17 protein-coding genes are annotated in these 19,958 nt (G+C 74.5%); 9 read left to right on the top strand and 8 right to left on the bottom strand.

Going from position 1 to position 19,958, the window contains the following annotated elements; translation table 11 throughout:
* Positions 1-111 precede the first annotated feature (111 nt).
* From ACQRUO_RS24760 to ACQRUO_RS24740, 5 genes are all read right to left on the bottom strand, one after another.
* A complete protein-coding gene (locus ACQRUO_RS24760) occupies positions 112-1,887 on the bottom strand; it encodes an acetyl/propionyl/methylcrotonyl-CoA carboxylase subunit alpha (RefSeq protein WP_428318252.1) in 1,776 nt (591 codons plus the stop codon).
* Between the two features lie 241 nt (positions 1,888-2,128).
* Positions 2,129-2,920 (bottom strand): hypothetical protein, encoded by a 792-nt coding sequence (locus tag ACQRUO_RS24755; protein ID WP_428318251.1) that lies wholly within the window; start codon positions 2,918-2,920, stop codon positions 2,129-2,131.
* Positions 2,921-3,111: 191 nt separating this feature from the next.
* Complete coding sequence (locus ACQRUO_RS24750; RefSeq protein ID WP_428318250.1) at positions 3,112-3,714, bottom strand: nucleoside triphosphate pyrophosphatase; 603 nt, start codon at positions 3,712-3,714, stop codon at positions 3,112-3,114.
* Positions 3,715-3,824: 110 nt separating this feature from the next.
* Positions 3,825-4,040: an acyl-CoA carboxylase subunit epsilon gene (locus tag ACQRUO_RS24745; protein WP_428318249.1), complete on the bottom strand. Its 216-nt coding sequence runs from the start codon at positions 4,038-4,040 to the stop codon at positions 3,825-3,827.
* 28 nt (positions 4,041-4,068) lie between these two features.
* Entirely contained in the window at positions 4,069-5,673 is a 1,605-nt protein-coding gene (locus tag ACQRUO_RS24740) for an acyl-CoA carboxylase subunit beta (protein WP_428318248.1), read from the bottom strand.
* A gap of 198 nt (positions 5,674-5,871) precedes the next feature.
* On the opposite strand from ACQRUO_RS24740, the gene ACQRUO_RS24735 reads away from it, so the two are divergent.
* The 3 genes from ACQRUO_RS24735 to ACQRUO_RS24725 all read left to right on the top strand — a co-directional run bounded on the left by ACQRUO_RS24735 (position 5,872) and on the right by ACQRUO_RS24725 (position 10,411).
* Complete coding sequence (locus tag ACQRUO_RS24735; RefSeq protein ID WP_428318247.1) at positions 5,872-6,780, top strand: biotin--[acetyl-CoA-carboxylase] ligase; 909 nt, start codon at positions 5,872-5,874, stop codon at positions 6,778-6,780.
* 226 nt (positions 6,781-7,006) lie between these two features.
* Positions 7,007-8,182, top strand: a complete 1,176-nt coding sequence (locus tag ACQRUO_RS24730; RefSeq protein ID WP_428318246.1) for an adenylate/guanylate cyclase domain-containing protein — start codon at positions 7,007-7,009, stop codon at positions 8,180-8,182.
* Between the two features lie 234 nt (positions 8,183-8,416).
* On the top strand, positions 8,417-10,411 hold the full coding sequence (locus ACQRUO_RS24725; protein ID WP_428318245.1) for a diguanylate cyclase domain-containing protein: 1,995 nt from the start codon (positions 8,417-8,419) through the stop codon (positions 10,409-10,411).
* A gap of 83 nt (positions 10,412-10,494) precedes the next feature.
* Here the strand turns inward: ACQRUO_RS24725 and fdhD are convergent, their stop codons facing one another.
* Positions 10,495-11,319: a formate dehydrogenase accessory sulfurtransferase FdhD gene (fdhD, locus tag ACQRUO_RS24720; RefSeq protein ID WP_428318244.1), complete on the bottom strand. Its 825-nt coding sequence runs from the start codon at positions 11,317-11,319 to the stop codon at positions 10,495-10,497.
* A 117-nt stretch (positions 11,320-11,436) separates the two neighbouring features.
* On the opposite strand from fdhD, the gene hutH reads away from it, so the two are divergent.
* Positions 11,437-13,011 (top strand): histidine ammonia-lyase, encoded by a 1,575-nt coding sequence (gene hutH, locus ACQRUO_RS24715; RefSeq protein ID WP_428318254.1) that lies wholly within the window; start codon positions 11,437-11,439, stop codon positions 13,009-13,011.
* Positions 13,012-13,035: 24 nt separating this feature from the next.
* Here hutH and ACQRUO_RS24710 read toward each other — a convergent pair whose 3' ends face one another.
* Positions 13,036-13,470 (bottom strand): hypothetical protein, encoded by a 435-nt coding sequence (locus tag ACQRUO_RS24710; RefSeq protein ID WP_428318243.1) that lies wholly within the window; start codon positions 13,468-13,470, stop codon positions 13,036-13,038.
* A gap of 204 nt (positions 13,471-13,674) precedes the next feature.
* Here ACQRUO_RS24710 and ACQRUO_RS24705 point away from each other — a divergent pair, with 204 nt between their 5' ends.
* Entirely contained in the window at positions 13,675-14,544 is an 870-nt protein-coding gene (locus tag ACQRUO_RS24705; protein WP_428318242.1) for a MurR/RpiR family transcriptional regulator, read from the top strand.
* 109 nt (positions 14,545-14,653) lie between these two features.
* Positions 14,654-14,974: a hypothetical protein gene (locus tag ACQRUO_RS24700; RefSeq protein ID WP_428318241.1), complete on the top strand. Its 321-nt coding sequence runs from the start codon at positions 14,654-14,656 to the stop codon at positions 14,972-14,974.
* 7 nt (positions 14,975-14,981) lie between these two features.
* Here ACQRUO_RS24700 and ACQRUO_RS24695 read toward each other — a convergent pair whose 3' ends face one another.
* Positions 14,982-15,551: a Uma2 family endonuclease gene (locus tag ACQRUO_RS24695; RefSeq protein WP_428318240.1), complete on the bottom strand. Its 570-nt coding sequence runs from the start codon at positions 15,549-15,551 to the stop codon at positions 14,982-14,984.
* 175 nt (positions 15,552-15,726) lie between these two features.
* Between ACQRUO_RS24695 and hutU the strand changes: the two genes are divergently transcribed.
* From hutU to ACQRUO_RS24680, 3 genes are read left to right on the top strand one after another with little or no spacing between them, the layout of a single operon-like run.
* Positions 15,727-17,415, top strand: coding sequence for a urocanate hydratase (gene hutU / locus ACQRUO_RS24690; protein ID WP_428318239.1), 1,689 nt, complete (start codon positions 15,727-15,729; stop codon positions 17,413-17,415).
* Between the two features lie 11 nt (positions 17,416-17,426).
* A complete protein-coding gene (locus tag ACQRUO_RS24685) occupies positions 17,427-18,611 on the top strand; it encodes an allantoate amidohydrolase (protein ID WP_428318253.1) in 1,185 nt (394 codons plus the stop codon).
* Positions 18,602-19,957: a formimidoylglutamate deiminase gene (locus ACQRUO_RS24680; RefSeq protein ID WP_428318238.1), complete on the top strand. Its 1,356-nt coding sequence runs from the start codon at positions 18,602-18,604 to the stop codon at positions 19,955-19,957. Before ACQRUO_RS24685 ends, ACQRUO_RS24680 begins: the two co-directional genes overlap by 10 nt.
* Position 19,958: the final 1 nt, after the last annotated feature.

Here is a 19,958-nt window from a genome sequence, read left to right as displayed (position 1 = left end):
CCCGCCGGTTGACGAGCAACCGGCGGGCCGCGGGGGCGGTCGGCCGCCGCGGGGGCGAGCCGTCAGTCCCTGGTCGGGTCAGGCCCTCAGCGGGTCAGTCCCTGATCCCGGTCAGTCCTTGATCTCGCAGAGCGCCGCGCCACTGCTGACGCTCGCGCCGACCTCGGCCTTCAGACCGGTGATGGTGCCGGCCTTGTGGGCGTTCAGCGGCTGCTCCATCTTCATCGCCTCCAGGACCACGATCAGCTCGCCCTCGGCGACCTGCTGGCCCTCCTCGACGGCGACCTTGACGATGGTGCCCTGCATCGGCGAGGCCAGCGTGTCACCGCTGACCGCGGCGCCCGCCTTCTTGGCGCCGACCCGGCGCTTGGCCTTGCCCGCGGCCGCCGGAGCCGCCGCCGGGGCGCTGCCGACACCGAGCGAGGCGGGCAGCGAGACCTCGATCCGCTTGCCGCCGACCTCGACCACCACGGTCTCCCGCTCGGCGGCCTCCTCGCCGTCCACCGCACCGCCGGCGAACGGCGGGATGGTGTTGTCGAACTCGGTCTCGATCCACCGGGTGTAGACCTTGAACGGGCCGTCCTGCCCGTGCGTCTCCGGCGCGAACGCCGGGTCGGCCACCACGGCCTGGTGGAACGGGATGGCGGTGGCCATGCCCTCGACCTTGAACTCGGCCAGCGCGCGCTTGGCCCGCTCCAGGGCCTGCTTGCGGTCCCGGCCGGTGACGATCAGCTTGGCCAGCAGCGAGTCCCAGGCGGGGCCGATGACCGAGCCGCTCTCCACGCCGGAGTCCAGCCGGACGCCCGGGCCGGACGGCGGCGCGAACAGCGTCACGGTGCCGGGCGCGGGCAGGAAGTTGCGGCCCGGGTCCTCGCCGTTGATCCGGAACTCGAAGGAGTGCGCGCGGATCTGCGGGTCGTCGTAGCCGAGCTCCTCGCCGTCGGCGATCCGGAACATCTCGCGGACCAGGTCGATGCCGGTGACCTCCTCGGTCACCGGGTGCTCGACCTGCAGACGGGTGTTGACCTCGAGGAACGAGATGGTGCCGTCGAGGGCGACCAGGAACTCGCAGGTGCCGGCACCCACGTAGCCCGCCTCGCGCAGGATCGCCTTGGAGGCCCGGTAGAGCTCGGCGTTCTGCTCGGCGGTCAGGAACGGCGCGGGCGCCTCCTCGACCAGCTTCTGGTGCCGGCGCTGCAGCGAGCAGTCACGGGTCGAGACGACCACCACGTTGCCGTGCTGGTCGGCCAGGCACTGGGTCTCGACGTGCCGCGGGTTGTCCAGGTACCGCTCGACGAAGCACTCGCCGCGACCGAAGGCGGCCACCGCCTCGCGCACCGCGGACTCGAACAGCTCCGGGATCTCCTCCAGCGTCCGGGCCACCTTGAGGCCGCGACCGCCACCGCCGAAGGCGGCCTTGATGGCCACCGGCAGGCCGTGCTCGGTCGCGAAGGCGACCACCTCGTCCGGGCCGGAGACCGGGTCCGGGGTACCGGCCACCAGCGGCGCGCCGGCCCGCTGGGCCACGTGCCGGGCGGTGACCTTGTCACCCAGGTCACGGATCGCCTGCGGCGGCGGGCCGATCCAGATCAGGCCGGCGTCCAGCACGGCCTGGGCGAATTCGGCGTTCTCGGAGAGGAAGCCGTAACCCGGGTGGACCGCGTCGGCCCCCGAGTCGGCGGCCGCCTTGAGGACCTTGGCGATGTCCAGGTAGCTGGTCGCGGGGGTGTCGCCGCCGAGAGCGTAGGCCTCGTCGGCCGCGCGGACGTGCAGCGCATCCCGGTCGGGCTCGGCGTAGACGGCGACGCTGGCGATACCGGCGTCCGAGCAGGCCCTGGCGACGCGGACGGCGATTTCCCCGCGGTTGGCGATGAGCACCTTGCGCACTGTGGCTCCCTTCTTGAACCTCGATGGAGTTTAGGGATGTGGGGGTGGTACCGGCGAGTAGCCCCTGGTGGTGAGCTTGCCCACACGGAGCGTGACGCAGATCGTGATCATGTGCGCACGGAGCGGGAGGGCTGCAGGTGGCAACGGTACGCCGGGTGACTAGGAAGATCCTCGACCGGCGGTGCGGTCGGCGGCCCGGCGCGTGGCCTTCGCCACAGCGGACCGCCCGGCGCCCGGGGCGTCACCCGGTGCTCCCGCCGGTGCCACCGCGCCCACCTGCGCCGCCGCTCGCACCGGCACCGGCCGGCGCGGTGGTGGCGACGGCGGTCACGTCGGCGACATGCTCCACCACGTCCGGACCGTACCTGGTGGGATTCACCACCCGCAGCACCAGCGCGAAGGTGCCCTGCCGCCCGTGGCGGCGGGCCAACTCCCGCTGGTGCGCGACCAGGTACCGGACCGCCGCGTGGTTGGCCACGGCGACCTGACCGGCGATCAGGAAGACCGGGCGCCCGCCGTCACCGGGGTCCAGCCGGGCCAGTACCGCATAGCTCCAGCCCGGGGTGTCGGCGCCGTCCTTGACCGGCGTGAACTCCCGGTCGCCGGCCACGATGGTGCCCGCCGGGCTGCCGTCCGGCTTGTAGGCGAACCGCAGTCCGGGCAGCCGCCAGCCCAGGTGGGCGGCGGTGCGCTCGTTGCTGTACGGCCCGCCGACGCAGAACTCGGCCTTGTCGCCGAGCCCTTGGCGGACCTGGTCGTGCTGCTCGATCCGGGTCCGGGCCCCGCAGGCGCTGACCAGCACCGCCAGCTCCATCAGCGCGGACACGTCGTCGCGGTGCACGCTGGCCGAACTGGCGCCGTTGTACTGCCGGTTCACCACCAGCAGGCACTCGGTGCCCGGCGGCAGCCCGAAGAACGCCCGGGTCCGCTCCAGCCGCCGGCGGCGGCGCATCGACTGGGCCAGCCAGCCGGCGACCGCGCCGATCACGCTGGTGACCAGCCCGAGCACGACGTTCAGCACCGCGTCGCCCACTCTGCCGTCCTCCCCCGTCGCGCGCCGGGGCTCGCGACCCCGGCGTCGCCCCCGGCGCCTGGGGGCGGCGCCAGCCTAGCGGGGCGGGCGGGCGGCGGCCCAGGCCCGCCCGGCAGGCGGGACCGGACCGGCCCAGACCGGAGTGGCCGGCCCCGGGGTCGGCGGCCCGGCCGATGGCCCGACGCCCGGCCCTACTGCGCCCAGAGGTCGGTGATCCGCACCCCGAGCTCGCCGAGCAGGGTGCGCAGCAGCGGCAGCGAGAGCCCGATCACGTTGCCGTGGTCGCCCTCGATGCCGCGCACGAACGGCGCCGAGCGGCCGTCCAGGGTGAACGCCCCGGCGACGTGCAGCGGTTCGCCGCTGGCCACGTAGGCCGCCAGCTCCGCGTCGTCCGGCTCGCCGAAGTGCACCGTGGTGCTCGCGGTGGCCGAGGCCCGGCGGCCGGTGGTGGTGTCGACCACGCAGTGCCCGGTCTGCAGCACCCCGCTGCGCCCGCGCATCGCCCGCCAGCGGGCCAGCGCGTCCGCGGCGTCGGTCGGCTTGCCGAGCGCCTGCCCGTCCAGCTCCAGCACCGAGTCGCAGCCGATCACCAACTCGCCGTCGGTCAGCCGGTCGGCCACCGCGGCGGCCTTGGCCTCGGCCAGCACCAGGGCCAGCTCGGCGGGGGTGGCGGCGCTCAGGGCGTCCTCGTCCACCCCGCTGACGATCACCTGGGGGTCGAGGCCGGCTTGGCGGAGCAGCCCGAGCCGGGCGGGGGAGGCGGAGGCGAGCACGAGGGTGCGGCGGTCGGTCATGCGGGCCAGCCTACGGGGCCCGGAAACGGCCGCGGCCGCGTCCCGCCGGGTGGGCGGGACGCGGCCATGGCATGGTCGGAGCGTGGCTCCAGCCGGGCTTCAGCAGCGCTTCAGCGGGCCCAGCCCCAGGTGCGCCAGGCGTTGGCGCCGGGACGCGGGACGGGCTGGATCCGGCGGGCCGGGTCGGTCCACGGGGAGGCCGGGCCGCGCGTCGAGCCGGCCGCCTGGGCGGCGGCTTCGGCGGCGGCCCGGGCTTGGACCACCGCCAGGACGGTGGCCAGCTCCTCGGGGGTCGGCTGCCCGTGCAGCACCTGGATGGCAGGCATCGGGGTTCCTTTCCGCTCGTCCGAGGGCTTACAGGGGGATGTTGCCGTGCTTCTTGGGCGGCAGCACCTCGCGCTTGCCGCGCAGGGCGCGCAGCCCGCGCACGATGTGCCGGCGGGTGTCGGACGGGGCGATCACGGCGTCCACGTACCCGCGCTCGGCGGCCAGGTACGGGTTGAGCAGGGTGTCCTCGTACTCGGCGACCAGCTCGGCGCGCCGCGCATCGACATCCTGCCCGGCGGCCGCGGCATCGGCCAGTTCGCGGCGGTAGACGATGTTGGCCGCGCCCTGCGCGCCCATCACCGCGATCTGCGCGGTCGGCCAGGCCAGGTTGAGGTCGGCGCCCAGGTGCTTGGAGCCCATCACGTCGTAGGCGCCGCCGAAGGCCTTGCGGGTGATCACCGTGATCAGCGGCACGGTGGCCTCGGCGTAGGCGTAGATCAGCTTGGCGCCGCGCCGGATGATGCCCTCCCACTCCTGGCCGGTGCCGGGCAGGAAGCCGGGCACGTCGACGAAGGTGAGCACCGGGATGTTGAAGCTGTCGCAGGTGCGCACGAAGCGGGCGGCCTTCTCGCTGGCCGCGATGTCCAGGCAGCCGGCCAGGTCCAGCGGCTGGTTGCCGACCACGCCGACCGGCTGGCCCTCGACCCGGCCGAAGCCGGTGATGATGTTGCGCGCGTACAGCGGCTGGACCTCGAGGAACTCGCCGTCGTCCAGCACGTGCTCGATCACGGTGCGCATGTCGTACGGCTGGTTCGCCGAGTCCGGGATGATCGTGTCGAGCTCGAGGTCCTCGTCGGTCACCGAGGTGTCGGCCTGCTCCGGGAAGCCGGGCGGCTCGGAGAGGTTGTTGGAGGGCAGGTACGAGAGCAGGCTCTTGACGTACTCGATCGCCTCCTTCTCGTCGGCGGCGAGGTAGTGCGCGTTGCCGGACTTGGTGTTGTGCGCCCGGGCCCCGCCCAGCTCCTCCATGCCGACGTCCTCGCCGGTCACCGTCTTGATCACGTCGGGACCGGTGATGAACATGTGGGAGGTCTGGTCGGCCATCACCACGAAGTCGGTGATCGCCGGGGAGTAGACCGCGCCGCCCGCGCAGGGGCCGAGGATCAGCGAGATCTGCGGGATCACGCCGGAGGCGAGCACGTTGCGGCGGAAGATCTCGCCGTACAGGCCGAGCGAGACCACGCCCTCCTGGATCCGGGCGCCGCCGGAGTCGTTGATCCCGATCACCGGGCAGCCGGTCTTCAGCGCGAAGTCCATCACCTTGACGATCTTCTCGCCGAACACCTCGCCGAGCGAGCCGCCGAAGACCGTGAAGTCCTGCGCGAAGACGGCGACCTGACGGCCGTCGACGGTGCCGTAGCCGGTCACCACGCCGTCGCCGTAGGGCCGGTTCTTCTGCTGGCCGAAATTGGTCGAGCGGTGCCGGGCGAACTCGTCGAACTCCACGAAGGAGTCCTCGTCGAGCAGTTCGAGCACGCGCTCACGGGCCGTCAGCTTGCCCTTGGCGTGCTGCTTCTCGACCGCTGCGGCGGATCCGGAGTGCACCGCCTCGTCGATCCTGCGGCGCAGGTCGGCGAGCTTGCCGGCGGTGGTGTGCGGGTCCAGCGAGTGGTCGGTGGGCACGTCGGTCATCCCGTGGAGTTCCTCACGTGAGAAGCGCGTTGGAGGGTGGGGGAGCCCGCCGGGGCCGGTGCCGGGGACTACCGCCCGGTAGCGTAGCCAGCCCGGCGCATTTCGCGTTATGGCCAGCGACACAGTGTGTTAATCGGCGTTTCTGCGGGACGATGGGTCGGCCTGGGGCTACCCCGTGTAGCCCCCTACGCTAGGGCCATGACTGCGCCAGACCAGGAGCCATCCCGTCCCCGTCGCAGCGGACTGCGTGGTTTCGGCCACGACGGCCCCTCGCCCTGGACCGATCTCGACCGCCCGCCGCTGGACGCCGCCGCGCTCCGCCGCGACCTGCTGGTGCCCGGCGGCCTGTGGAGCGCCCTGGACGTGGTCGAGGAGACCGGCTCCACCAACACCGACCTCACCGAGCGGGCCAAGGCCGGCGCCGCCGCGGGCGCGGTGCTGGTGGCCGAGCGGCAGAGCGCCGGGCGCGGGCGGCTGGACCGGCAGTGGAGCGCCCCGGCCCGCTCCGGGCTCTTCCTCTCGGTGCTGCTGCGCCCCACCGTGCCGCGCGAGCGGCTCGGCTGGCTGCCGATCCTGGTCGGCGTGTCGGTGGCCGCCACGCTGCAGCGGATCGCCGGGCTGCAGGTGGGCCTGAAGTGGCCCAACGACCTCCAGGTCGAGATCGACGGGACCGAGCGCAAGCTGGGCGGCATCCTCACCGAGCTGACCGGCGACGCGGTGGTGGCCGGCCTCGGGCTGAACGTCACGCTGCGCACCGAGGAGCTGCCGGTGCCCGCCGCTGCCTCGCTGGAGCTGGCCGGCGCCGAGGTGACCGACCGCGGCACCCTGCTGCGCGCGCTGCTGCGCGAGTTCGCCGAGCTCTACGGCGAGTGGCAGGCGGCCGCCGGCGACCCGCAGGCCAGCGGGCTGCTGCCGGCCTACACCGCGCGCTGCACCACGCTGGGCCGCCAGGTGGTGGTGCAGCTGCCGGGCGGACGCGAGCTGCACGGCGAGGCGGTGGCGCTCGACACCGACGGGCGCCTGGTGGTGCGCGGCGCGGACGGCGCCCGGCAGGCCGTCGGTGCAGGTGACGTGGTGCACCTGCGTCCCGCTCCGCCGCAGGGCTGAACCGGTCCTCGGGGGCGCCCGGGGGAGTGCCGGAGGAACCGCCCGATCACGGCCCGGCCACCCGCCCGCCACCGGTTGCTCGGCAGCGGATGCCCCGGATCGGCGAATTCCGTGCGACCATTCCACCTGGCAACGGTGTGAGGCGCGCCACGTCCCCGGGCGGCGGGGCGCCTCGCGCAGGACGGGAACTCGACGGCAAGTGCGGCGACCGCACGGGGACGGACCGGTGGCAGAGGACGACGGCGGGCTCGGACCTGAGGACAGCAGGAGCGGCAACGGCCGCGCCCCCGAGGAGGCGGACCACCACGTCGCGCTCGACCTGGAGGAGCTGATCCTGGGGGCGCCGCGCCGCTACACCCCCTACCAGGCGGCCCGCACCGCCGAGGTGCCGATGGAGCTGGCCACCCGGTTCTGGCGGGCGATGGGCTTCCCCGACATCGGCCAGTCCCGGGCGCTCAACGACGGCGACGTGATCGCGCTGCGCCGGCTGGCCGGGCTGGTCGAGTCCGGGCTGATCAACGAGTCGATGGCGATCCAGGTGGCCCGCTCCACCGGCCAGACCACCGCCCGGCTGGCCGGCTGGCAGATGGACACCTTCCTGGAGAACCTCACCCAGGCCGCCGAACCCGGGCTGACCCGGGCCGAGGTGGCCTATCCGCTGGTCGAGCTGCTGCTGCCGGAGCTGGAGCAGTTCCTGATCTACGTCTGGCGGCGGCAGCTGGCCGCGGTCACCGGCCGGGTGGTGCAGGCCGCCGAGGACACCGAGATCACCAGCGGCCGGCTCGCGGTGGGCTTCGCCGACCTGGTCGGCTTCACCCGGCTCTCCCGGCGGCTGGAGGAGGAGGAGCTGGGCTCGCTGGTGGAGACCTTCGAGTCCACCTGCGCCGACCTGATCGCCGGTCAGGGCGGACGGCTGATCAAGACCCTGGGCGACGAGATCCTCTACGTCTCGGAGGACCCGGTCACCGCGGCGGAGATCGCGCTCAGCCTGGTGGAGACGCTGACCGACGAGGAGAACATCCCGGCGCTGCGGGTCGGGATGGCCTTCGGCACGGTCACCTCGCGGATGGGCGACGTCTTCGGCACCACGGTCAACCTGGCCAGCCGGCTCACCTCGATCGCGCAGCGGGACGCGGTGCTGATCGACGGCGAGTTCGCGGTGGCGCTGGAGCAGGCCGGGGCGGCGGCGCGCGGCGCGGCGGACGGTTCGGGCAGCGCGCAGGCGCAGCTGGCGGATGCGCTGGCGGCGCACTCGGGGGTGCCACTGGGGGCGCTCGGCCGGGGGGCCAACGGGGCGGCGGCGCCGCGCTTCCAGCTGCAGGCGATGTGGCGGCGGCCGGTGCGCGGGCTGGGGCTGGTCGAGCCGTGGCTGCTGACCCGGCGGGCCGAGTCGGCGCGCTGACCGCCGACCGGCGACGGGTGACCGCCGACCGGTGATCGCGACACGATAGCGGGTGTCGCGCGCAGGTTTCGGGCATTTCCCGTAAACCGGGCATATCCCCGGCAATCCCCCATACGCTGGGTTCCGAACCCGCCCGGTGCGGGCGCGGCGGTGCCGGACGGTGCCGCACGGTGCCGGACCTCGGCGGGCGGTCGGACCTCAGTGGCAGGGGTGAGCGTGGGCGGTGCGCAGGTGATGGCGGAGCTCGGAGACGCCGGCGGCCTCGGGGGTGCCCGGGAGGCCGCCGTGCCATGGCCGGACCCCGAACGCCCGGCCGCCCCGGAGCCCGCGCCGAGCGAGCCCCTGTCGGGCGGACCCCGGTCGGGCGAGCCGCCGGCGGGCGATCCCCCCGGCACGGCGCAGCCGCGGCACGACGAGGTGACCGCCACCGGCCTGGACCACCGGCTGCAGGCCGTGGTGGAGCTGGCCCAGGACATGGCCGGGGCGCAGAGCGCGCTGGAGGCGGTGCGGGCCGCCGCGGCCCGGGCCACCGCGGCGCTCGGCGCGACCATGGCCGCGGTCTCGGTCTGGGACCGCGAGTCGGGGCGGCTGCGGGTGCTGGTCAACCACGGGGAGCTGGCGGCCGGCGAGGAGGAGATCCCGGAGAACGAGTCCTACCCGGTGGCCGACTTCCCGGAGATCGTCACCTATCTGGACGAGCACTGGAGCACCGGTCGGCTGCCCCGCGCCTGGGTGCAGACGGCGGACGACCTGGTGCCGCACGCCGCCCGTCCGCAACCGGGCGCCGGCGCGTTCTGCCAGCAGCGCGCTGCCGGCCTGCGCCGCCGCGGCCGGTCCTGCTGCCTGGTCGCCCCGATCGTGCTGCACGGCCAGGCCTGGGGCGAGCTCTACCTGGCCCGCGGCGCCGAGCTGCCGGTCTTCACCGAGGCGGACGCCCAGTACGCCACCCTGCTGGCGGCGCAGATCTCGGCGGGCCTGGCGCAGACCGAGCGGCTGGCCGACCTGCGCCGATTGGCCTTCACCGACCCGCTCACCGGCCTGGCCAACCGCCGTGCGGTGGACGCTCGGCTGGAGAGCGCGCTGACCGCCCACAACCGGGACAACACCGTGGTCACCCTGGTGGTCTGCGACGTCAACGGCCTCAAGCGGATCAACGACCTGCACGGCCACGAGATGGGCGACCGGCTGCTGGAACGGTTCGCCGGTCAGCTCTCGATGGCCGGCGCCAAACTGCCCGGCTCGCTGGCCGCCCGGCTCGGCGGGGACGAGTTCTGCCTGCTGGCGCAGGGCCAGAAGGCCGACGAGGTGGTCGCGGTGGCCGAGGAGCTGTGCGCCAAGGCGCTGCAGCTGGCCGACGGCGAGGGGGTGGCCTGCGGGATCGCCTCCACCGGCGACGCGATCGGGCCGGTCTCCACCGCCGACCGGCTGTTCCGGCTGGCCGACGCCGCCCAGTACCGGGCCAAGGCCGCCCGGGCCGCGCACCCGGTGGTGGCCGGGCGCAGCCACGGCCCCGGGCTGACCCCCGACCCGACGGTGTTGCTCGCCGACGCCGCCGACCCGCACCACCGCACCTCCGACGTCCGCGGTCGCGGCGGCGGCCGGGGCCCGCACGGCGACCGCCGCCGGTTCCGCGGCGCCGCGCACAGCGCCGACCCCGGGCAGCTGCTCACCGTGGTGCTGGCCGCGCTGGACCGGGACGGTGGGCCGCGCGCGCACCACCCGGCCGACACCCTGGGCCGGCTGGCCACCGTCGCCGAGACGGCCGCCCGGCTGCTGGACGCGGTGGCCTGGTGGATCTCCTACGTGCCGCCCGGCTCGCGGCTGATGCACACCGCCCGGCACGCGGTCTACCGGATGACCAGCGGTCCCGGGGCGCGCGCCGGCCTGACGCCGGGGGCCGCCCGGCGGGCCGAGAGCCTGCGGGCCCGGATCGAGGCGCCGGACGCGGTCTTCGACCTCGACCACTACCCGCTGACCCGGCGCGCGGTGGCCGGGGGCAGCTTCGCGCTGCGCACCGGGGCGGCGGGCAACGACCCGGCCGAGGAGGCGGTGCTGGTGGTCGGCGGCTACCGCGGGATGGTGGCCGCGGGCGGGGCCAACCCGGCGGGCGGCTGGCTGGTCGAGCTGTTCGCCGACGACGCCACGCTGCCGCTCGGGCAGGTCGCCCCGGCGCTGCGCACCCTGGTGGCGGTGGCGCTCTCCGGGCCGGCCTCGCCGCCGCCGAGCTGAGCCGAGACGAGCTCAGCCGGGCGGGGGCGGCCGGAGTCGGGCGAGGCGAGGCGGGTGGGCCGAGCCGGCTGAGCCGGCCGGGGTCAGCCGGTGGTGACCCGGTCCGCTCTGGTGTAGACGTTGGCGCCCTCGCCGCGCAGGAAGCCGACCAGGGTCAGCCCCAGCTCCTCCGCCAGGTCGACCGCGAGCGAGGAGGGCGCGGAGACCGCGGCCAGCAGCGGCAGCCCGGCCAGCGCCGCCTTCTGGGTCAGTTCGAACGAGGCCCGGCCGCTGACCAGCAGCAGGTGGCCGGTGAGCGGCAGCAGGTCCTCGCGCAGCGCCCAGCCGATCACCTTGTCGACCGCGTTGTGCCGGCCGACGTCCTCGCGGGCGCAGAGCAGCTCGCCGGTGGCGGTGAACAGGCCGGCGGCGTGCAGCCCGCCGGTGGACTCGAAGGTCCGCTGGGCGGCGCGCAGCGTCTGCGGCAGCCGGTAGAGCACCTCGGGGGCGACGGTGAGCGGGTCGTCGGCCGGCCGGAACCGGACGTGGGTGCGGACCGCGTCCACCGTGTCCCGCCCGCACAGGCCGCAGGCGCTGGTGGTGAGCAGGGTGCGGTGGGCCGAGAGCGGGGTCGCGTCGGCATCGCGCAGACCGGCGTCCACCACGTTGTAGGTGTTCTGCCCCTCGGCGTCGGTGCCCGCGCAGTAGCGCAGCCCGGCCAGCTGCTCGCGCCGGTGCAGCAGGCCCTCGCCGACCAGGAAGCCGGCCACCAGGTCGAAGTCGTGGCCCGGGGTGCGCATGGTGACGGTCAGCGGCTCGCCGCCGATCCGGATCTCCAGCGGCTCCTCGGCCGCCAGCGCGTCCGGCCGCGCCGCCCGCTCGTCCCCGCGCAGCCGTATCACCCGCCGTCGTGCCGTCGCCCGCGTCATGCCGCCCCACCCTCGTCCCGAAGCTGCCCCGTCACCCCCCAGCATGAGGCATGCCGGCTTTCGGCTGCGCACCGGTTGTCATATCTTCATTCAGCTGATCTGATAGTGCATATGGATATGCACCGTGCTCCGGCCGCCGACGCGCCGCTCGTTCAGGTCGGCAAGGCCGACGTCACCGCCGAAGACGTGCTCGCCGTGGCGCGTGGCAACGCCCGGGTCGAGATCGGCCCCGACGCGCTGGCCGAGATGGCCGCCAGCCGCGCCCGGATCGACGCGCTGGCCGCCGAGCCGCGCCCGGTCTACGGCGTCTCCACCGGCTTCGGCGCGCTCGCCGTCCGGCACATCAGCCCCGAGCTGCGCGCCCAGCTGCAGCGCTCGCTGGTCCGCTCGCACGCCGCCGGCATGGGCCCGGCGGTCGAGCGCGAGGTCACCCGTGCGCTGATCTTCCTGCGGATGAAGACCCTGGCCTCCGGCCGCACCGGGGTCCGCCCGCTGGTCGCCGAGACCATGGCCGCGCTGCTCAACGCCGGGATCACCCCGGTGGTGCGCGAGTACGGCTCGCTCGGCTGCTCCGGCGACCTCGCCCCGCTCTCGCACTGCGCCCTGGTGCTGATGGGCGAGGGCCTCGCCTACGGCCCCGACGGCACCGAGCGCCCGGCCGGCGAGCTGCTCGCCGCCGCCGGCATCGAGCCGGTCGAGCTGCTGGAGAAGGAGGGCCTGGCCCTCATCAACGGCACCGACGGCATGCTCGGCATGCTGGTGATGGCCATCGCCGACCTGTCCCGGCTCTTCACCACCGCCGACATCACCGCCGCGATGAGCCTGGAGGCGCTGCTCGGCACCGAGAAGGTGCTGGCCCCCGAGCTGCACGGGCCGATCCGCCCGCACCCCGGCCAGGCGCTGAGCGCCGCCAACATGCTCGCCGTGCTCCAGGGCTCCGGCCTGACCGGGCACCACCAGGACGACGCGCCCCGGGTGCAGGACGCCTACTCGATCCGCTGCGCCCCGCAGGTGGCCGGTGCCGGCCGCGACACCCTGGCGCACGCCCGCCTGGTGGCCGAGCGCGAGCTGGCCGCCTCGGTGGACAACCCGGTGGTGCTGCCGGACGGCCGGGTGGAGTCCAACGGCAACTTCCACGGCGCCCCGGTCGCCTACGTGCTGGACTTCCTCGCCATCGCCGCCGCCGACCTCGGCTCGATCGCCGAGCGCCGCACCGACCGGCTGCTCGACAAGAGCCGCTCGCACGGCCTGCCCGCCTTCCTGGCCGACGACCCGGGCGTGGACTCCGGTCTGATGATCGCCCAGTACACCCAGGCGGCGCTGGTCAGCGAGAACAAGCGGCTGGCCGTCCCGGCCTCGGTGGACTCGATCCCGTCCTCGGCGATGCAGGAGGACCACGTCTCGATGGGCTGGTCGGCGGCCCGCAAGCTGCGCCAGGCGGTGGACAACCTGGGCCGGATCCTGGCCGTCGAGCTGACCGCCGCCGCCCGCGCGCTGGAGATCCGCACCGCCGACGGCAACGCCACCCTGGCGCCGGCCACCGCCGCCGCGATGGCCGCCGCCCGGGACGCCGGGGTCGGCGGCGCCGGCCGGGACCGCTTCCTGGCCCCCGACCTGGCGGCCGCCGAGGCGCTGGTCGCCTCCGGTGCGCTGGTCGGGGCCGTGGAGCAGGTCACCGGGCCGCTGGCCTGACCGCGCCGCAGGGGCGAGTGGGCGTCAGGCCCACTCGCTCCGGGCGGTGTTCAGGCGCTCCTGGCGCTCCTCGCGCCGGTTGCCCAGCGCGGCGGCGAAGTTGACGCCGACGATGCCGAGCCAGGTGGCCAGCATCCCCGGCAGACCGGCGGCGCTGCCGATGCCGGTCAGCGGGATCGCCAGCACCAGCGAGATCGCCGGCAGCCGGCCCGCGCCGCTGAAGCCGCCCCGGCGGCCGCGCCGCTCGTGGCGGTCGCCGCGGTAGGGCTCCGGGCCCAGGTCGGCGAGCCGCTCGGCGACCCGCTGCTCGACCCGGGCGTCCAGTCGGGCGTCGATCCGGGAGAGGAAGGAGTCGACCAGCGCCGACTCGTACTCCGGGCCCAGCTCCTTGCGGGTCTGCAGCGCGGCGTCCAGGTCGGCCCGGTACTCCGAGGGGCGGCTGTCGTGGCGAGGATCCATGACCCATAGACTGCGCGCCCCGGCCGGGTCCGGTCCAGCCGTGGCGGGACCTCTCAGGGGTAAATCAGGGGCGACCCTGAGGTGGGTGAACGTGCCGGTGGGAGCGCCGGCCGCGGCTCGGGACGTCCCGGCCGACGAGACGCCGTTGCCCCGCCGACGGCCGCTGCTGCACAGTACGTCGAAGCCAGTCGAAAGGGACGCTTCATGACCAGCAACGCCGAACCGTCCCCCGCGCCGTCCACCCGCCTGCTGGAGCTCTTCGACGGCCACCGGCTGACCCCCACCCAGCGCCGGATCGCGCACGCCCTGGTCCGGCACGCCGCCGAGGCGCCGTTCCTGTCCAGCGTCGAGGTGGCCGAGCTGGCCGGGGTGAGCCAGCCCTCGGTCACCCGGTTCGCGGTGGCGCTCGGCTACGACGGCTACCCGGCGCTGCGCCGGCGGCTGCGCGAGCTGGGCGTGGGCGAGCCGGCGGCGCCGCCGGAGTCGCCGGCCGAGGTGGTGCGCAACGAGCACCAGCAGGCGGTGCTGGCCGAGATCGCCCACCTGCAGCGGCTGGCCGACCTGCTCGCCGATCCGGAGCCGATCGTCAACGCGGCCCGGCTGCTGGCCGCCTCCCGCCCGCTGCCGGTGCTCGGCCTGCGCGCCGCCTCGGCGCAGGCCCGCGGCTTCGCCTACTTCGCGGCCAAGGTGCACCCGGACATCCGGCTGCTGGACGAGGGCGGCTCGATGCTCGCCGACCGGATCGAGCAGGCCGCGGCGGCCGGGGCCAGCGCGCTGCTCTGCTTCGCGCTGCCGCGCTACCCGCGCGAGCTGATGGACGCGCTCGGCGTGGCCCGGGACTGCGGGCTGACCGTGCTCACCGTGGCCGACAGCGCCTTCGCCCCGGTGGCCGCCCGCTCCGACCTGCTGCTGCCGGCCGAGGTGGGCACCGGCCTGGTCTTCGACACCGCCTGCGCGCCGATGGTGCTCGGCCGGGTGCTGCTGCAGACCATGTGCGACGAACTCCCGGGCGCCGAGGCCAGGTTGGAGTCGATCGAGCAGTCGGCGGCGGCCCGCGGACTGTTCCTCGAATAGTCGTCGGAATCCCCTTGATTCGCCCGGCGGTCAGGAGTCAGCGGGGCCCGGACCGGGAATCCTCGTGGTGTGACGTAACGGGGGTGCCGCCATGCGCGTGATCCACGAAATGAGACCGGTCGGCCGCCTCTCCTCCGGAGCCGAGGAGTGGGCCTGCCCGACCTGCGGCCGCCGGGTGGCCCTGGGCCCGCCCGGGCCCGGTCTGACCGTGTTGGAGGTCGGCGACGAGAGCGCCGTGCACATCGGCCTGGTCGACCCGGCGCCGCCGCCGGGCTCCGCCGCCGAGCGCTACGGCCTGGGCCCGATCCAGGAGATCCCGCGCCCGCCCACCCTCCCGATGCTCCCCGCCGACCCGCCCGAGACCGCCGAGCGCGACCGCCAGTGGCTCGCCGAGATCGGCATCGACTGGGGCGGCGACGAGGCGGCCTGAGGGCGGGTCAGCTCCCGTAGCGGGGGAGGTCCGTGGTGTGCAGTTCGCCGGGCAGGGGCGCCGGCAACGGGACGCGATCGCCGTAGATGCCGTGCAGGACGCCCTGGTAGGCGCCGTCGCGGGGGTGGCTGTACAGGGTCCACGTGCCGTTGCGCGGGTCGACGGCGAGCAGGAGCGGTGCGCCGGCCGTGGCGTACCACTCGGTCTTGTTGGTGATGTCCCTGGCCCGCTCGGACTTGGAGATCACCTCGACGGCGAGTACCGCGTCGCGTGCGTCGGCCAGCCATTCGTCGTCCTGGTCCCAGGCCGTGGGAAAGACCACGAGGTCAGGGGTCGCATAGTCCTCGTCGTCATCCGGCATGGCGATCGAGGAGACCTCGTACGCGCCGAGGCCGGCGGGCAGTTCGCGCGCGAGTTGGTCGCGCAGCAGGCGGACCGTTCCGGCGTGCTTTCCTCGCCGCGGGGGAGACATGACCAGGGTCCCGCCGATGATCTGTACGCGCAGACCGGTGGTCCGCTCGATCGCCTCAGCCGCCTCGCGGAGCCGGCCGGGCCGGACGGGGATCGCCGCAGTCATCGAGTCCTCCGATGGTGGGCCGAGCGGCTGATGTTCGCCGATTTCAGGCTAGCGCCGGCCCCCGGGCGGTCCGGAGAGTGATCGGATGCTTCCCAGGTCTGGTCGGGACTGCTCTGTTTGGATATATTCAGACTGACCAATCCTGAATGAATCCATCCGCAAGGAGGCCGGCAGCATGGCGGAGCAGCAGACGAGCGGTCCGCGCGAGGTTCGCGCGGCGCGTGGTACGAAGCTCAGCGCCCAGGGGTGGCAGCAGGAGGCCGCCCTGCGGATGCTGATGAACAACCTCGACCCCGAGGTGGCCGAGCACCCGTCCAAGCTGGTGGTCTACGGCGGCACCGGCAAGGCGGCGCGCGACTGGCGGTCGTACGACGCGATGGTCCGCACGCTGCAGACCCTGAAGCAGGACGAGACCATGCTGGTCCAGTCCGGCCGCCCGGTCGGCGTGATGCAGACGCACGAGTGGGCGCCGCGGGTGCTGATCGCCAACTCCAACCTGGTGGGCGACTGGGCCAACTGGGAGGAGTTCCGCCGGCTGGAGAGCCTGGGGCTCACCATGTACGGCCAGATGACCGCCGGCTCCTGGATCTACATCGGCACCCAGGGCATCCTGCAGGGCACCTACGAGACCTTCGCCGCGGTCGCCAACAAGCGCTACAACGGCACTCTCGAGGGCACCATCACCCTCACCGCCGGCCTCGGCGGGATGGGCGGCGCCCAGCCGCTGGCCGTCACCATGAACGGCGGCGTGGCGATCTGCGTCGACTGCGACCCGTCCCGGATCGCCCGCCGGATCGAGCACCGCTACCTGGACGTCGAGGCGACCAGCCTGGACCACGCCCTGGAGCTGGCCACCGCCGCCCGGGACAAGAAGCAGCCGCTCTCCATCGGCCTGCTCGGCAACGCCGCCGAGGTCTTCCCGCAGCTGCTGGCGATGGACGCGCCGATCGACATCGTCACCGACCAGACCAGCGCCCACGACCCGCTGAGCTACCTGCCGATCGGCGTCTCCTTCGAGGACATGGCGGACTACGCCGCCGCCAAGCCGGCCGAGTTCACCCAGCGCTCGCGCGAGTCGATGGCCAAGCACGTCGAGGCGATGGTCGGCTTCATGGACCGCGGCTCCGAGGTCTTCGACTACGGCAACTCGATCCGCGGCGAGGCCCAGCTGGCCGGCTACGACCGGGCCTTCGCCTTCCCGGGCTTCGTCCCGGCCTACATCCGCCCGCTGTTCTGCGAGGGCAAGGGCCCGTTCCGCTGGGCCGCGCTCTCCGGCGACCCGCAGGACATCCACAAGACCGACAAGGCCGTGCTCGACCTCTTCCCGGAGAACGAGTCGCTGCACCGCTGGATCAAGATGGCCCAGGAGAAGGTGCACTTCCAGGGCCTGCCGGCGCGGATCTGCTGGCTCGGCTACGGCGAGCGCGACAAGGCCGGCGAGCGCTTCAACGACATGGTCGCCAGCGGCGAGCTGTCCGCCCCGATCGTGATCGGCCGCGACCACCTGGACTGCGGCTCGGTGGCCTCCCCCTACCGGGAGACCGAGGCGATGCTGGACGGCTCCGACGCGATCGCCGACTGGCCGCTGCTCAACGCCATGGTCAACGTGGCCTCCGGCGCCTCCTGGGTGTCGATCCACCACGGCGGCGGCGTCGGCATCGGCCGCTCGATCCACGCCGGCCAGGTCACCGTGGCCGACGGCACCGCGCTGGCCGGCGAGAAGATCCGCCGGGTGCTCACCAACGACCCGGGCATGGGCGTGATCCGGCACGTGGACGCCGGTTACGACCGCGCCTCCGAGGTCGCCGCCGAGCGCGGGGTCCACGTCCCTATGAACCAGCACAGCCCCATGGGTGAGCTGTGACCTTCCAGCAGATGTGGGCGGAGCTGCTCCCGGTGGGCCGCTCCGCCGCCTCGGGGGGCTACCGGCGGCACGCCTGGAACGCCGCCGACGCCGAGTGCCGGGCCTGGTTCGCCGACCAGGCCCGGGCCCGGGGCCTCGAGCTCGAACTGGACCGCAACGGCAACCAGTGGGCCTGGCTGGGGGACCGGGAGGCCGAGGGCGCGATCGTCACCGGCTCGCACCTGGACTCGGTGCCGGACGGCGGGGCCTTCGACGGCCCGCTCGGCGTGGTCTCCGCCTTCGCGGCGCTGGACGAACTGCGCGGGCGGGGAGCGCGGTTCGAACGGCCGCTGGCGATCGTCAACTTCGGTGACGAGGAGGGCGCCCGGTTCGGGGTGGCCTGCGTGGGCTCCCGGCTCAGCGCGGGGCTGCTCACCCGCGAGCAGGCGTACGACCTGCGCGACGCGGACGGCACCCGGCTGCCGGACGCGATGGAGCGGGCCGGCCAGGACCCGACCGCGATCGGCGCCGACCCGCGCCGGCTCTCCCGGATCGGCGCCTTCGTCGAGCTGCACGTGGAGCAGGGCCGCTACCTGGCCGAGGACCAGCCGGTCGGGGTGGCCGGGTCGATCTGGCCGCACGGCCGCTGGCGCTTCGACTTCCACGGCGAGGCCAACCACGCCGGCACCACCCGGATCGAGGACCGCCGCGATCCGATGATCACCTACGCCAACACGGTGCTCTCGGCCCGCAAGAAGGCCAAGCTGGCCGGCGCGCTGGCCACCTTCGGCAAGATCGCGGTGGAGCCCAACGGCACCAACGCGATCGCCTCCCTGGTGCGCGGCTGGCTGGACTCCCGGGCCGCCGACGAGGCGACGCTGGCCGAGCTGGTCGAGCAGGTCCACCGGGCCGCCGTCGAGCGCGGCGAGCGCGACGGGGTGAAGGTCGAGCTGACCCGCGAGTCCTACACCCCGGTGGTGGACTTCGACGCCCCGCTGCGCGACCGGCTGGTCCGCACCCTGGACGGGGCGCCGGTGCTGCCCACCGGCGCGGGACACGACGCCGGAATCCTGGCTTCGGCGGTGCCGACCGCCATGCTGTTCGTACGGAACCCGAGCGGCGTCTCGCACTCCCCGGCCGAACACGCCGAGGAGGACGACTGCCTCGCGGGGGTGGCGGCACTCGCGGACGTCCTGGAGGACCTGGCATGTCAGTGACGCAGACCTACTGGGCCCAGCACGCCTGGGTGCCGCACGTCAACGGTCCGGTGGTGGAGTCGGACGTGCTGATCGAGGTGGCCGCCGACGGGCGGATCGCCCGGGTCACCCCGGAGGCCGGGCCCTGCCCGCCCGGCGCGGTGCGGCTGACCGGCCTCGCCGTGCCGGGCCAGGCCAACGCCCACTCGCACGCCTTCCACCGGGCGCTGCGCGGCACCGTGCAGGTCGGCTCCGGCACCTTCTGGACCTGGCGCGACACCATGTACCGGTTCGCCGGCGCGCTCGACCCGGACAGCTACCTGGCGCTCGCCACCGCGGTCTACGCCGAGATGGCGCTGGCCGGGATCACCGCCGTCGGCGAGTTCCACTACCTGCACCACGCCCCCGGCGGGGTCCGCTACCAGGACGCCAACGCGATGGGCGAGGCGCTGATCGAGGCCGCCGCCCGGGCCGGCATCCGGATCACCCTGCTGGACACCTGCTACCTCTCCTCCGGCTTCGGCGCCGAGCTGACCAAGCCCCAGCTGCGGTTCGGCGACGGCGACGCCGAGGCCTGGGCCGAGCGGGCGGGCGAGCTGAAGCCGCGCGAGCACGCCCGGATCGGTGCCGCGATCCACTCGGTGCGCGCGGTGCCGGCCGAGCAGCTGGGCACCGTGGCGCACTGGGCCAAGATGCGCAAGGCCCCGCTGCACGTCCACCTCTCCGAGCAGACCGCGGAGAACGACGCCTGCCTCACCGCGCACGGCGTCACCCCCACCCGGCTGCTCGCCGACCACGGGGTGCTCGGCCCGCGCACCAGCGCGGTGCATGCCACCCACCTGACCGAGGAGGACATCAAGCTCCTCACCGACTCCTCCACGGTCATCTGCATGTGCCCCACCACCGAGCGCGACCTGGCCGACGGCATCGGCCCGGCCCGTCAACTGGCCAGCGGCGGCTGCCCGATCACCCTGGGCAGCGACAGCCACGCGGTGATCGACCCGTTCGAGGAGGCCCGCGCGCTGGAGCTGAACGAGCGCCTGCGCACCCGCACCCGGGGCCACTGGACCGCCGGCGCGCTGCTGCGGGCCGGCACCGAGGACGGGCACGCCTCGCTCGGCTGGCCGGAGGCCGGCCGGCTCGAGGCCGGGGCGCTGGCCGACTTCACCGTGCTGGCGCTGGACTCGGTGCGCACCGCCGGCCCGGCCCCGCACCTGGGCGCCGAGACCGCGGTCTTCGCCGCCTCGGGCGCCGACGTGCGGCACCTGGTGGTCGGCGGCCGGCAGGTCGTCGTGGACGGGGTGCACCAGGGCGTGCCCGACGTCCCGGCGGCGCTGCGCGGGGCGATCGCCGCGCTCTTCTCCTGAC

The sequence above is a fragment of the Kitasatospora sp. LaBMicrA B282 genome, from assembly GCF_050325825.1.
Taxonomy (GTDB): domain Bacteria; phylum Actinomycetota; class Actinomycetes; order Streptomycetales; family Streptomycetaceae; genus Kitasatospora.
This window is presented reverse-complemented; position numbering and strand designations above follow the sequence as displayed.